At 61.5% G+C, this 13017-nt stretch carries 13 protein-coding genes; 6 read left to right on the top strand and 7 right to left on the bottom strand.

The features are described from left to right. Both CG51_RS16055 and CG51_RS20205 read right to left on the bottom strand, forming a co-directional pair. Nucleotides 1-990, bottom strand: a complete 990-nt coding sequence (locus tag CG51_RS16055) for a serine hydrolase domain-containing protein (protein WP_035746691.1) — start codon at nt 988-990, stop codon at nt 1-3. Between the two features lie 58 nt (nt 991-1048). After that, nucleotides 1049-1999 (bottom strand): LysR substrate-binding domain-containing protein, encoded by a 951-nt coding sequence (locus tag CG51_RS20205; protein WP_158212545.1) that lies wholly within the window; start codon nt 1997-1999, stop codon nt 1049-1051. A gap of 42 nt (nt 2000-2041) precedes the next feature. Here CG51_RS20205 and pcaD point away from each other — a divergent pair, with 42 nt between their 5' ends. The 6 genes from pcaD to CG51_RS16020 are packed head-to-tail and all read left to right on the top strand — an operon-like array spanning nt 2042 to nt 6755. After that, nucleotides 2042-2830, top strand: a complete 789-nt coding sequence (gene pcaD, locus CG51_RS20200) for a 3-oxoadipate enol-lactonase (protein WP_035746690.1) — start codon at nt 2042-2044, stop codon at nt 2828-2830. Then, nucleotides 2817-3194, top strand: a complete 378-nt coding sequence (pcaC, locus tag CG51_RS16040; RefSeq protein ID WP_233141273.1) for a 4-carboxymuconolactone decarboxylase — start codon at nt 2817-2819, stop codon at nt 3192-3194. The genes pcaD and pcaC overlap by 14 nt, the downstream gene beginning before the upstream one ends. Continuing rightward, nucleotides 3191-3928, top strand: a complete 738-nt coding sequence (gene pcaH, locus CG51_RS16035; RefSeq protein WP_051930740.1) for a protocatechuate 3,4-dioxygenase subunit beta — start codon at nt 3191-3193, stop codon at nt 3926-3928. The genes pcaC and pcaH overlap by 4 nt, the downstream gene beginning before the upstream one ends. After that, entirely contained in the window at nt 3928-4533 is a 606-nt protein-coding gene (gene pcaG, locus CG51_RS16030; protein WP_035746686.1) for a protocatechuate 3,4-dioxygenase subunit alpha, read from the top strand. The genes pcaH and pcaG overlap by 1 nt, the downstream gene beginning before the upstream one ends. Nucleotides 4534-4540: 7 nt before the next feature. Further along, nucleotides 4541-5395 (top strand): 3-oxoadipate:acetyl-CoA acetyltransferase, encoded by an 855-nt coding sequence (locus CG51_RS16025; protein ID WP_035746684.1) that lies wholly within the window; start codon nt 4541-4543, stop codon nt 5393-5395. Nucleotides 5396-5438: 43 nt separating this feature from the next. Beyond that, entirely contained in the window at nt 5439-6755 is a 1317-nt protein-coding gene (locus CG51_RS16020; protein WP_035746683.1) for a class-II fumarase/aspartase family protein, read from the top strand. A 36-nt stretch (nt 6756-6791) separates the two neighbouring features. Here the strand turns inward: CG51_RS16020 and arcC are convergent, their stop codons facing one another. The 5 genes from arcC to CG51_RS15995 all read right to left on the bottom strand — a co-directional run bounded on the left by arcC (nt 6792) and on the right by CG51_RS15995 (nt 12848). Then, complete coding sequence (gene arcC / locus CG51_RS16015; protein ID WP_035746681.1) at nt 6792-7724, bottom strand: carbamate kinase; 933 nt, start codon at nt 7722-7724, stop codon at nt 6792-6794. A 3-nt stretch (nt 7725-7727) separates the two neighbouring features. After that, nucleotides 7728-8729 (bottom strand): ornithine carbamoyltransferase, encoded by a 1002-nt coding sequence (locus CG51_RS16010; RefSeq protein ID WP_035746678.1) that lies wholly within the window; start codon nt 8727-8729, stop codon nt 7728-7730. A gap of 69 nt (nt 8730-8798) precedes the next feature. Then, entirely contained in the window at nt 8799-10025 is a 1227-nt protein-coding gene (gene arcA, locus CG51_RS16005) for an arginine deiminase (RefSeq protein WP_035746677.1), read from the bottom strand. Between the two features lie 4 nt (nt 10026-10029). Next, a complete protein-coding gene (locus CG51_RS16000) occupies nt 10030-11415 on the bottom strand; it encodes an amino acid permease (RefSeq protein WP_051930737.1) in 1386 nt (461 codons plus the stop codon). Then, complete coding sequence (locus CG51_RS15995) at nt 11415-12848, bottom strand: YfcC family protein (protein WP_233141274.1); 1434 nt, start codon at nt 12846-12848, stop codon at nt 11415-11417. The genes CG51_RS16000 and CG51_RS15995 overlap by 1 nt, the downstream gene beginning before the upstream one ends. Nucleotides 12849-13017: the final 169 nt, after the last annotated feature.

The following is a 13017-nucleotide window of genomic DNA, read 5'->3' as shown; positions in this document are numbered from 1 at the left end:
TCAACATGCGGCGAGGATGCGGGCGAGCAGGTCGTGCAGGTCGCTCCGGTGACCGGTCCGGGCTGAGGGGACGCTATCGTCGGAGGTCATGATCACGGTCATCTCGCGTCCGGGCACGACATAAACCATCTGGCCGCCATAGCCCCATCCGTAACGGACTTCCTCGCCGCCTATGCGGCGGAGGAACCAGCCGTAGCCATATCCGTCGCCATTGAAGCGGGAGCGCGTGCGCGGCGTCCACGACTCGGCGATCCATCGGGCGGGGAGCAGGCGCGCCCCGGCCGCGTTCAGGCCGTCGCGCCGATAAAGCTCGCCAAAGGACAGCAGCGAACGGGGTGTCATGGCCATCTGATTGCCGCCCAGATAGATACCCTGCGGATCGCGGTCCCAGCCGGTGATGGCGAAGCCTTCCAGCGGGCCGAACCAGTCCCGCGCAAGCGAAAGGCTCGACCGCCCGGCCACCCGCGTGAGAATCGCGGACAGCAGATGGGTGGACCCGGTGGAGTAGAGCATTCCTTCACCCGGCCGCGCTTCAAACGGCATGGCGAGGGCAGAGCGGACCCAGTTGCTGCTGGAAACCCAGCGGCCGTAGTTCGGCCCGGATGTCCGTCCCAGCCCGGCCTGCATGGAAAGGAGATGGCCGATGGTAATCTCCTCCATCAACGGATCGGGGTCGCGCGGAAGATCGCTATGCAGCAGAGGTGCTATCCGCTGGTCAACACCTTCCAGCAGCCCCCGCTCGATGGCCATTCCAACCATCGCGGAGATCACGGATTTGGACGCCGATTTGATATTCTTGGGCCGGTCAGGCGTGTGCCCGCGATACCCCCGCGCCGCGATGACGGTTCCCCGCTGCGCGACGAGCAGGGTTTCAAGTGGCTGGAGACTTTCCGCTCCATCCAGCAGGGGTTCAATGGCCACGCAGGCACGAGCCGCAAGAGGGAGCACGGGTGTCGCGGCGGCGAGAGTGAGAAAAAGACGGCGATCCATTGGCCCCATCTAAGCCGCAGTCGCGCGCCGTCCCGGCGGTTCACCCCGAAGTGATGTTTCAACCGACGGTCGTTGGCACCGTCCGGGCGATGTCGCGGGCAATCTCTTCCAGCGTCTCCAGCCCAGGTGCCTCATGCGTCTGGCGCCGTGTAGTGCCCACCGCTCCGGCAAGGAAGCGTGCTCTCACCGGCAGCAGAGCCATCGCTCCCTCCTCCAGTTCTTCGGCGATGACGCCGCGGGAGATGAACCACAGGGCATCGGACCCCCGGCAGATCGCTCGACCGATGGCGAGCGAAACGGTCTCCACCGCCGGTCGCAGATTGGACAGTCCGAGAGAGGCCAGATAATCGTCAACGGGACGTCGGATGATCGCCGTGACGGGGGGCAGGATGAGCGGCGAGCGCGCCAGCGCCTCGGCAGGCGGAAGGTCGAGAAGTGGGTGATCGTGCCGTGCGGCCAGCACGATATCCTCTTCATAGAGGTGATCGAAGCTCAGTCCGGGCATCTCCCGCGCCTCCGGCAGCCGACCGATCATCAGGTCGATACTGCCTTCCCGCAACTGGCGCATCAGGTGGAAATGCGGGCCAGTCTCCACCGCCAGCACCATCTCCGGCCGTATCTCGCGGAAGCGGAGCGCGACGCGGGGAAAGAACCAGCTTGCCACCGTCGGAAGGACACCGACCCGCAGCGTGCCCCCCGCGCGTGGCCGAAGGGCCGCGGCGCCTGCCTCCAGTGATTGCAGGGAAGCTGTCGCATGCCGCCGGAACAGGGCGCCTCCCTCAGTGAGCACGAGCCGCCGGCCCTGACGCAGAAACAGCGGCTGACCGAGGAGCGTCTCCAGTTCAGCCAGGGTGCGCGACAAAGCCGGCTGGGTGATGCCTTGTCGCCGCGCGACGGCAGAGAGATTCCCCTCGCTCGCAATATCCAGAAAGGTCCGGATGTGCCGAAGCTTCACCGCTGGATGTATGCTCTCCGAGTTATCCATATGCGTGCTTTTTGCATTATCCATCAGTTTTCCGTTGTGGCAGATTATGGGAATGGGGAGGAGATCATGCAAGTTCTGACGCGCCCTTGGGGGGCGATGCATTACCGCGTGGACGGGGCGGTCACCGGACCGACTGTGGTCTTTGCGAATTCGCTTGGGACCGATCTGCACCTTTGGGATGCGCTCCTGCCGCATCTGCCGAAGGATTTTCGCTTCATTCGCTACGACAAACCTGGACACGGTCTGTCCGATATAGCGGAAACCAGCATCTCCGAACTGGCGAACGATGCGGCGGCGCTTATCGAAGCTGTGGGAGGGCCGGTGGTGTTCGTCGGTCTGTCCATCGGCGGGCTTGTCGGGCAGGCGCTGGCCTCTACCCGCCCCGAGCTGCTCCGGGGACTCGTCCTCTCCAATACGGCGGCGAGGATCGGGACAGCGGAAAGCTGGCTTTCTCGCGTCGACGCAGTCAAGAGCGGTGGTATGGAGAGTATTGCTGATGCAGTGATGGAGCGATGGTTCGCTGCGGCCTATCGGACGCGGCCTGAGCTTGCGCTGTGGCGCAACATGCTCGTCCGTACCCCGGCGGAAGGCTATATCGCTGCCTGTAAAGCCATTGCCGCGGCTGACCTTACGGACGCGACGCGTCAGATCAAGGTGCCGGTGATGGTCATTGCGGGTAGCGAGGATGGCGCGACGCCTCCCGACCTCGTCGCAGGGACCGCGGCCCTTGTTGAGGGCGCGGTCCTTCATCGGATGGAGGGGGTAGCGCATATACCATGCGTAGAAGATACAGGTGCTTACGCGGCGCTATTGACACCATTTTTAAAGGAGCATGCGAGTTATGGATATTCTTGAGCAGGGGATGGCGACCCGTCGCCGGATTCTGGGCAATGCGCATGTGGACCGGGCGGAAGCCGCCAAGAGTCCGCTCGATCAGCCGTTTCAGGAACTTATCACCGATGCCGCATGGGGCCGCGTCTGGTCGCGCGACACAATCTCTGCCCGGGAGCGTTCGATGCTGACGATCGCCCTCCTTGCAGGGCTGGGGAACGACCATGAGCTTGCCATGCACATCCGCGCCACCGCCAATACAGGCGCGAGCCAGGAAGATGTGATGGAGGCACTTCTGCACGTGGCGATCTATGCCGGAGTGCCGCGTGCCAATCATGCCATCAAGATAGCCAAGGAGACATTCGCAGAAATGGAGGCAGCGCAATGACTCTCAGCAATACCATCGACCGTGGACCGCTTTATTTCCGGGATCGGGACTGGCACCCGCCAGCCTATACGCCGGGTTACAAGACGTCGATGACTCGTGCGCCGTTCCGGCCGCTGGTCGCTCTCGGCTCCACGCTTTCTGAGGAGACGGGGCCGGCGTTCGGGCAATCCATGCTTGGCGAGCTGGACAACAACCTCATCCTCAACTTCACCGGCGATCCGGCAATCGGCGAGCGGATCATCGTCCATGGCAAGGTCATGGATGAGAACGGGCGCGGGGTCCCGGGTGTCTTGGTGGAGATCTGGCAGGCCAATGCAGGGGGCCGCTACCGTCATAAAAAGGACAGCTACGCCGCACCGCTCGATCCGAACTTCGGGGGCTGCGGGCGTACCATCACGCGGCCCGACGGATCCTATGAGTTCCTCACGGTGCGCCCCGGCGCGTATCCCTGGCCGAACCGCGTCAACGACTGGCGGCCCATGCACATCCACCTGTCGATCTTCGGCTCGGGCTTTGGTCAACGGCTCATCACCCAGATGTATTTCGAGGGTGACCCGCTGATCCAGCGATGTCCCATCGTGAAAACCATTGGTCAGCAGAAGGCAATCGACGTGCTCGTCGCGCCGCTTGACATGAACCGCGCCATCCCGATGGACTGCCTCGCATACAAGTTTGATGTCGTACTCCGTGGTCGCCGTCAGAGCTTCTTCGAAAACCGGAAGGAGGGCCTGTGATGCAGGAACTCGAGTATCTGAAGGAAACGACCTCTCAGACGGCTGGGCCTTATGTGCATATCGGGCTGACGCCGAACAAGCTTGGCATTCCCGGCATATACCCCGTCGATCTCGGAGAAAGCCCCATCAGCGAGGGCGCGAAGGGCGAACGGATCACCATCACCGGCACTGTGAGGGATGGAGCGGGTATGATCCTGCGCGACGCGCTCATCGAAAGCTGGCAGGCGGACGCTGATGGTATCTACCCGGGCAACGATCCCCGCGGGGCCGCAGATCCCAACGTCTCCGGCTGGGCGCGGATCATTGCCGATTTCGACAGCGGCGAATGGACGCTGAAGACGATAAAACCGGGGCGCGTTCCCTTCCCGGATGGCCGTCTGATGGCGCCACACATCGCACTCTGGGTCGTGGCGCGGGGGATCAACCTGGGCCTTCAAACCCGGATCTACTTCGAGGGAGAGGATAACGACTCCTGCCCCGTGCTGCAGCGTATCGAGTTCCGGGAACGGGTGAATACGCTCATCGCCAGAAAGACGGGGGAGGGCGAATATCGCTTTGACATCATCCTTCAAGGCGAGGACGAGACCGTCTTCTTCGACATGTGAGGTAAAAATGGCCGGCCCCTGCATCATCTGTGTTGCCATCACCGGGTCTTTGCCCACCAAGGCGAATAATCCGGCGGTGCCGATCTCGATATCCGAACAGATCGAGTCGACCCAGCAAGCGTTCGAGGCAGGGGCCTCCATCGCCCATTGCCACGTGCGGGACGAGGAGGGGCTGCCGACCTCCGACCCGGAGCGGTTTGCGCGGCTGAAGGAGGGGCTGGAAACCCATTGCCCCGGCCTCATCATCCAGCTTTCGACGGGGGGCAGAAGCGGTGCGGGTCAAGCACGCGGCGGGATGCTGCCCCTGCGGCCGGACATGGCTTCCCTCTCCGTTGGCTCGAACAACTTTCCCACGCGGGTATATGAAAATCCGCCCGACCTGGTGGACTGGCTGGCGGGAGAGATGCTCACATATGATATCAAGCCAGAGATAGAAGCCTTTGATCTAACCCACATTATTCAGGCTACGCGGATGCAGGCAGACGGGCGCTTGAAAGGCCCGCTCTATGTGCAGTTCGTCATGGGCGTGAAGAATGCCATGCCTGCGGATGAGCGCGTGCTCGACTTCTATATAGAAACGCTCCACCGGCTTGCCCCTGACGCGGCGTGGTGCGCGGCGGGGATCGGGCCGCAGCAGATCGTTCTGAACGAATGGGCCATACGCAAGGGCGGCCATACCCGAACCGGGATGGAGGATAACGTGCGGATCGACCGGGAAACGCTTGCGCCCTCCAATGCGGCGCTTGTGCGTCGCGCGGTTGAGCTGTGCGACCGGTATGAGCGTCCTGTGGCCACCTGGCAGCAGGCCCGCGACATTCTCGGCCTGCGTATGCCCGGCCAAGACTTGCACGCGGCGCGGTAACGCGTTTTCCTCCGCCGATAATCTGACAGACGAAAGATCGATCATGCCTGCTGCCCCTGCCGACAGCGCCCTCTACCGCGGGCTTTTCGGAGATGATGAAACCGCGGCCTTCTTCACGGACAGCGCCGAGATCCGTGGCATGCTGCTGGTCGAGGGCGCGCTTGCCCGTGTGCAGGGCGCGCTCGGGATCATCCCGGAGACTGCCGCAGCCTTTATTGACAGGTCCAGCCGTGAAGTTCTGATCGACCCGGCTGCCTTGGCGGCAGAGACTGCGGTGAACGCGGTGCCGGTGCCTGCTCTCGTCTCAGCATTTCGCAAGGCAATGGCAGCGCCGGATCATGCCCAGTATCTTCATTGGGGCGCGACTAGTCAGGACATCATTGATACCGGCCTCGCACTCAGGCTCCGGCGTGTGGTGGAGCTTTGGGACGAACGTCTTGCGGCTCTCCTCAAGGCTCTCGGTCGCATGGCGGGTGACCATGCCGACCTTCCCATGGCGGCCCGGACCTATGGTCAGGTGGCGACGCCAACCAGCTTCGGCTCTGTCGTCGCGGGGTGGGGGCGGCCGATCCTGCGGCACCGGCATCGGCTTCGTGAAGTATCCACGGATCTCGCTACGGTCTCGCTTGGTGGTGCGGCAGGTACGCTTTCCGCCATGGGACCGGAAGGGCCGGAAGTGCGGGCCGGTCTGGCGCGGGCGCTTGGGCTCAGTGATCCGGGGGCCTCGTGGCATTCGGAGCGTGACCGGATCGACGCTTTTGCGGGCTGGATGGCGGGTCTCGCCGCGAGCCTTGGCAAGATGGGTGATGATCTCGTGTTGATGGCGCAGTCCGGCATTGGTGAGATCCGCATCGCGGGCGCCGGGGGTTCGTCCACAATGCCGCAAAAGCAGAACCCGGTCGGCCCATCGGTGCTGGTCGCTCTGGCTCGGCAGATCGGAGCGCTTGCCGCGACGCTGGAAGGCGCGGGCATACATCGGCAACAGCGCGACGGGGCGGCTTGGTTCGTAGAATGGCTCACGCTCCCGCAACTCTGTGTTTCTATGGGCCGGGCGCTGGCGCTCTCTGTAGATATCGCGGGCGCTATCAGTCCGGACTCCAAGGCCATGGCGCAGGGTCTCGATGACGGTACAGGCCTTATCCATGCAGAAGCCTATACCTTTGCACTCGCGCGCCATATGCCACGGCCCGATGCGCAGGCGAAGATCAAGGCGTTGTGCAAGGAGGCTCAGCAGGCCCACGTTGCTCTGGGTCAACTTGTGGCGCGCGATTTTCCCGACCTTGATCTTAGCGCAGCCGGCGGACTCGGCACCGCCCCTGCGGAGGCAAGAGCTTTCTCGAAGAGCGTACGCGACCTTTGAAAGGCTCCGGGCGGGAAGACCTGCCCGGAGCCTGGCTCAATAGAATACCGTTTCGCCTGCATCCGCGAAAATCGTGGTACCTTTTTCGCCCTTGACCGCCTGTGGAATATCCGCAAGCGAGCAGATGACCGCACGGTTACCGGTGGCGCGGGCAAAATCCTGCGCGGCCTTAACCTTCGGTCCCATGGAGCCCGCCGGGAAGTCGTAGGCGTCCATCCCGTCAGGCGTCGCGGAGCGGATCGCCTTCTGCTCCGGCTTGCCCCAATCGAGATACACCGCGTCTGCATCCGTCGCGACCACGAAGAAATCGGCCTTCAGGTCCCGCGCAAGCAGAGAGGAGGCGTTATCCTTGTCGATAACGCATTCAACACCAACAAGCTGTCGCTCGGCCTTTGGATCGTACGCCGTGGGAATCCCGCCCCCGCCCGCTGCAATGACGGTCGTCCCCTTGTCCAGTAGCCATTGGATGGGATGAAGCTGAAAGATGCGCTTCGGTTCCGGGGAGGCGACGACGCGGCGCCAGTATTTGCCGTCCTGCTTGACGACCCAGCCCTTTGCGTCTGCCTCCTTCTTGGCCTCCTCTTCCGAATAGACCTTGCCGATGAACTTGGTCGGGTTCTTGAAGGCGGGGTCATCCAAATCGACCTCCGTCATCGTCAGGATCGTTGCGATGGGCTTGTCGAAGGGCAGCACATTGCCCAACTCCTGCTCAATCATGTAACCGATGGCGCCTTCAGTCTGCGCACCGAGAACATCCAGTGTCGCAGGTGTGTCGGACCCTTCCTGTTGGAGGGCGAGCAGCCCGACTTGCGGGCCGTTGCCATGGGTGACGACCGCGGTGTGTTCAAGGCAGAGCGGCGCAAGCGCCTCGGCCGCCAGCCGGGCGTTCCGGCGTTGATTTTCCTCGGTCATCGGCTCGCCCCGCTTGAGCAAAGCGTTACCGCCGAGGGCAATGACCACGGTTCCCATGGATCACCCCGCCAGCGTAGCGACCAGAATCGCCTTGATCGTATGCATCCGGTTCTCGGCTTGCTCGAAGGCGATGTTCTGATGGCTCTCGAAGACCTCCTCCGTCACCTCCATTTCGGTAATGCCGAACTGGTCAAAGATCTGCTTGCCGACCTTGGTATCGGTGTTGTGGAACGCGGGCAGGCAGTGCATGAATTTGACGTTGGGATTGCCGGTCTTGTCCAGCATCGCTCTGTTGACCTGATAGGGGCTTAGCAGTTTGATCCGCTCTCCCCAGACATCCGCTGCTTCCCCCATCGACACCCATACGTCGGTATGGACGAAATCCACGCCCTTCACGCCTTCGTCGACATTATCGGTAATCATGATCCTGGCACCGGTTTCCGCGGCACGCTTTTTCGCCATCTCGACGACTTCGTCATGGTTCCAAAGGCTCTTCGGGGCGACGATGCGCACATCGCAACCCATGATGGCACCCAGCATCAGAAGCGAATTGCCCATGTTGTTGCGCGCGTCGCCGACATAGGCATACTTAATCTGCTGCCGTGGTTTGTCGGCATATTCCGTCATGGTGAGGAAGTCAGCGAGCATCTGGGTGGGGTGCCAGTCGTCTGTCAGCCCGTTGTAGACCGGAACGCCGGAGTATTGTGACAGCTCTTCCACCATGCCCTGTCCAGCGCCCCGGAATTCGATAGCATCGAACATCCGGCCGAGCACACGTGCAGTATCCTTCATGGATTCCTTATGGCCAATCTGGCTGCCCGACGGATCAAGATAGGTTATATGGGCCCCTTGGTCGTGGGCCGCTACCTCAAAGGCACAACGTGTGCGCGTGGAGGTTTTTTCGAAGATCAGGCAGATATTCTTGCCCGCCAGCGCCGGCTGCTCCGAATGCGAATATTTCGCCCGTTTCAGATCGCGCGCGAGATCAAGCAGGTAGAGCATTTCCCGCTGGGAAAAGTCAGCGATCTTCAGATAGCTGCGACCGCGAAGATTGAGACCCATGGTGGACTCCTTTGTGACTGGTCGAAATCGTATGGGGAGGGGGTGATTGCACCCCCTCGCAGTGCTGGCTCAATAAGCGGGATCGCGCAGGATCGGGCAGGTCATGCAATGACCACCCCCCCGGCCCCGCCCAAGCTCGCTGCCGTTGATGGTGATCACCTCGATGCCGGCCTTGCGGAGGAGCGTGTTGGTGTGGGTGTTGCGCTCATAACCGATGACGACGCCCGGCTCCAAAGCGACGACGTTGTTACCGTCGTCCCACTGCTCACGCTCGGCCTGAAACTCGTTTCCGCCGGTGTAGATCGTGTGCAGATCATTGAGACCCATGGCCTTCTTGTATGTTTCAAGAAGATCGGTCTTTTCTTCGATGATCTCGATGCCCCATTTGTCATGAGGAACAAGGCTGAACGGCCGGATTTCCTGGATCACCTCGCCGAAAGCCGTCACCTTGTCGTGGTCAACGCAAGTGAACACCGTATCGAGGTGCATGGCCGAGCGAGATTTCGGCATCACGCAGGCGATGACCTTTTCCGCCGCGCCCTTCGCGAAGAGGGCGCGGGCGAGCTTGTCCACACCCTGCCGACTGGTCCGCTCGCTGACGCCGCACAGGACGACACCCTTGCCCACGGCCATCACGTCGCCGCCCTCGATGGAGGTGTTCCCCCAATCCTCGTCTGAATCACCGAGCCAGATATCGAACTCGTTCTCCGTGAACATCGGATGGAACTTGTAGACGACGCGCTGATAGAGCGTTTCCGGCTTGCGGGCCGGCCAGAACATCGGGTTCAGGGTCACGCCGCCATAGACCCAGCAGGACGGGTCACGCTGGAAAAGCGCATTGGGAATCGGACGAACCAGGAATTCGCTGGACGACAGGATATCGGTCATCAGAGGAGTGACCATTTCCTTCGGCAGGTCGTCGCGGACGATACCTCCCATCAGGTGTCTTGCCAGTGAGGCTGGGGCCAGCGAGTCGAGCCAGGGACGGAGAATGGGTACCAGGGTCGGGCCGACGTAATTTTCGTTGATCCGACGGTCGAGGACAAAAGCGCGGGATTCCGGCACTTTCTCAAAAGTCTCGGCCAGCAAGTCCTGAAGATCATAGACCTCGATACCGCGCGACTTCATCTTGAGGACGAAGTCAGCATGGTCGGCGCGGGCCTTTGAAACCCAGATGACATCGTCGAACAGAAGGTCCGCGGCGTTCGCTGGAGTCAGCCGCTCATGGGCGAGGGAGGGGCGGGAAACCAGCACCTTCCTCAATTTGCCGATTTCGGAGTGGACACCGAGTTGCATAGGATCAGACCTCCTTTTGGAATTGCGATCCGGTTACGATCGCGGCAGCCCGTGCATTGCGCCATCGTATGGCGACATGAACGGGAATCCCCGCGATCAGGAGAAGAAAGCCCAGAAACACCGTCTCCGCTCCCGAGCCGTAGAGCGCCCATATCGAATAGAGGAACCCCAGCCCCCCTAGAATGGTTGCACTCAATAGTTTCCGCGCGCGCAATTCTCCTCGCGAGATGAGGATTGCCACTTCTGCCAGGGAACAGACACAGTAAGGCAGAAGGCTCGACATGACGGCGAGCAGAACAATCGTATTGAACGCGTCAACCAGCCCCTGCCCGAAGTTGATCGTGACGAGGACGGACGCGAGAACGTTGGACAGGACGAGCGCATTGGCGGGTGTGCCGAAGCGTGACAACTCTCCGAAAATTGCGGGAAAGACCCTGTCTTGCGCGGCACCGTAAGGCACTTGGCCGGTGAGCAGGGTGAAGCCGTTCAATGTTCCGAAGGAAGAGATCACGGCTCCCATTGCGACAAGCAGTCCCCCCGTCACGCCCCACATGGAGCGTGCAACATCGGCCAGCGGCGCAGAGGACGCTGCGAGTTGGTCAGAGGGGATTACGCCAATGGCGACTGTCGTGACCGAGATATAGACGACTGCTGCGATCAGTACCCCCGCGACCGTGGCCCGCGGTATCGTCTTCTCCGGATCGCGGACGTTGCCTGACGGCACGGTCGCCGATTCCAGCCCGAGATAGGCCCAGAGTGTCAGCGCGGCCGCGGCCGATATCGCGGCTACGTTGGATTGGTCGCTGATGTTCACCGGGGTGAAATTTCGTCCGTCAATCCAGAGCAAACCCACCGCTCCGATGAGCACGAGGGGCACAAGCTTGAGCACAGTCGTGACGATCTGGACTAAACCCGCTTCCTGTACTCCGCGAATATTGACGAGTGTGAGCACCCAGATGCTGATCAGCGCAACCGCAAGGCTGTAGGTGGCGCTTTCCGCCACGGCGGGAAACAGAAAGCCCACGTAGCCCGCCAGTGCGACTGCCACCCCCGCATTCCCTGTCCAAAGCGCGATCCAGTAGCCCCAAGCGATGAGGAACCCCATGAACTCGCCGAAGGCGGTCTCCGCATAGGCGTAGGGACCACCCGTCTTGGTCACCAGCCTGGATAACCGCCCGAAGATCAGCGCAAGGACTAGTGCGCCGAGCGACGTAAGCACCCAACCCACGAGAGAGATCGGTCCGATCCGCGCAAGAGACGCGGGAAGCAGGAAGATGCCCGAGCCGATCATGTTACCCACGACGAGCGCCGTGCATGCCACGAGACCGAGGCCCGGTTCCTGCCTTCCCGCGGTCTCACCGAGGGGCGACGCACCGTTCGCCACAGACATCACACCCCGCCGAGCGCGCCGATGCTGAGCACCACCATGATGATTACGGCGATGATGACAAGCAGCGGCCAAACGAACCTCAGCCACCGATCATAGGATACCCGTCCGATGGCGAGGCCTCCCATCACCACCGCAAAGGTGGGGTTGAAGAGGTTCACCCAGCCGTTGGCAGATTGGTAAGCCGTCACGACGAGGTCCCGCGTCACTCCTGCGAAGTCTGCGAGCGGAGCGAGGATCGGCATGCTGAGAACCGCCAGACCCGAAGAGGACGGAACCAGGAACGACAGGATCGTCTCCACCACAAGAATGGTGTTGATGAACATGATCTCGCCCAGGCCTCCGAACAGTCCCTCCAGAGAGTGAAGGATCGTATCGGTGATCTTACCTGCGTCCATCACTACTACGATGCCGCGGGCCACCCCGATGATGAGCGCCACACCAAGAAGGTCGCGTGCCCCGTTCACGAAGGTCTCGACGAAAGTGCCCTCGTCAAACCGGGTTTCGGGTGAGAACTTACCCAGCAACCAGGTGAGGATCGCCATGCCCAGGAACAACGCGGACATCTCGGCCATCCACCAGCCTTGGCTGATGACCCCCCAGAGCATGATGACGAAGGTCAGCCCGAAGAGCGACAGGAGGATCGCACGCATAGTGGTGAATTCGGGCAGCGCCGCTGCACCACCTTCGTCGGACTTAAGGAAACGCTGGATGTTCTCTTCGCGCATGTCCGCGATCACGGACTTGGAGGGGTCGTTCTTCACGCGTTGCGCATAACGCATCACGAAGATGATCCCCGCCAACAGGCTGAGCACGAGGATCGCCACGCGCAGCAACAACCCATCGGTAAACGGAACCCCTGCGGCGTTTGAAGCAATCACCGTCGCAAATGCGTTGAATGTCGAACCCATCGTCCCGATGCCGCAACCCAGCATGATGGTGGCGACACCGGTCAGGGAGTCATATCCCGCGCGGAGCATCACTGGGATGACGATAGCGTAGAAGGCGAGACTTTCCTCTGCCATCCCATAGCTGGTGCCACCCAGAGCAAAGGCGATCATGAGGATGGGGATCAGCCAGACTTCCTTGCCCTTTAGAGTATTCATCAGGCCACCAATCCCGGCGTCGATGGCACCGGTTCGAGTAATCACAGCGAGGAAGCCGCCGATGATCAAAACAAACAGCGCGACGTCGATGGCGCGCGCCATGCCCGACTCCGGGTCATAGAAACCGGCAATGGGGGCAAGCAGCACATCCCACCACCCCTGCGGGTTCTGTGTCACGGCATGGTAGGTGCCGGGAACCGGCACCTCTTGACCCAGCGCTTCGCTCATCTGGCGCGTATATTCGCCGGCAGGCACGAACCAGGTCAGGATTGCAACAACGATGATGAGACAGAAAAGAATGGTGAAGGCGGTTGGAAACTTGAATTTCACGCGAAAACTCCCTGCCTCTGGCATTAAGGAAACTTCCGGTCGCGCAGGGCCGATGTCGGCCCTGCCACGATTAAACCCGCTTGGCGGTCGCTATTCCACGTGGACCGCTCACAGGGATTTCAAGATCAATCTTTAAGATTAAGGGCGCCTCTAAAAATTGCAGCAATGC

The sequence above is a fragment of the Haematobacter missouriensis genome (assembly GCF_000740775.1).
In the GTDB taxonomy this organism is placed as follows: domain Bacteria; phylum Pseudomonadota; class Alphaproteobacteria; order Rhodobacterales; family Rhodobacteraceae; genus Haematobacter; species Haematobacter missouriensis.
Note: the sequence above shows the minus strand (reverse complement) of the source record. Positions and strands in the feature narration are given on the sequence as shown.

Bases quoted from the DNA above. Each gene is read 5' to 3' on its own strand.
- CG51_RS16055 (WP_035746691.1), bottom strand. From the start codon at position 990: ATGGATCGCCGTCTTTTTCTCACTCTCGCCGCCGCGACACCCGTGCTC.
- CG51_RS20205 (WP_158212545.1), bottom strand. From the start codon at position 1,999: ATGGATAATGCAAAAAGCACGCATATGGATAACTCGGAGAGCATACAT.
- pcaD (WP_035746690.1), top strand. From the start codon at position 2,042: ATGCAAGTTCTGACGCGCCCTTGGGGGGCGATGCATTACCGCGTGGAC.
- pcaC (WP_233141273.1), top strand. From the start codon at position 2,817: ATGGATATTCTTGAGCAGGGGATGGCGACCCGTCGCCGGATTCTGGGC.
- pcaH (WP_051930740.1), top strand. From the start codon at position 3,191: ATGACTCTCAGCAATACCATCGACCGTGGACCGCTTTATTTCCGGGAT.
- pcaG (WP_035746686.1), top strand. From the start codon at position 3,928: ATGCAGGAACTCGAGTATCTGAAGGAAACGACCTCTCAGACGGCTGGG.
- CG51_RS16025 (WP_035746684.1), top strand. From the start codon at position 4,541: ATGGCCGGCCCCTGCATCATCTGTGTTGCCATCACCGGGTCTTTGCCC.
- CG51_RS16020 (WP_035746683.1), top strand. From the start codon at position 5,439: ATGCCTGCTGCCCCTGCCGACAGCGCCCTCTACCGCGGGCTTTTCGGA.
- arcC (WP_035746681.1), bottom strand. From the start codon at position 7,724: ATGGGAACCGTGGTCATTGCCCTCGGCGGTAACGCTTTGCTCAAGCGG.
- CG51_RS16010 (WP_035746678.1), bottom strand. From the start codon at position 8,729: ATGGGTCTCAATCTTCGCGGTCGCAGCTATCTGAAGATCGCTGACTTT.
- arcA (WP_035746677.1), bottom strand. From the start codon at position 10,025: ATGCAACTCGGTGTCCACTCCGAAATCGGCAAATTGAGGAAGGTGCTG.
- CG51_RS16000 (WP_051930737.1), bottom strand. From the start codon at position 11,415: ATGTCTGTGGCGAACGGTGCGTCGCCCCTCGGTGAGACCGCGGGAAGG.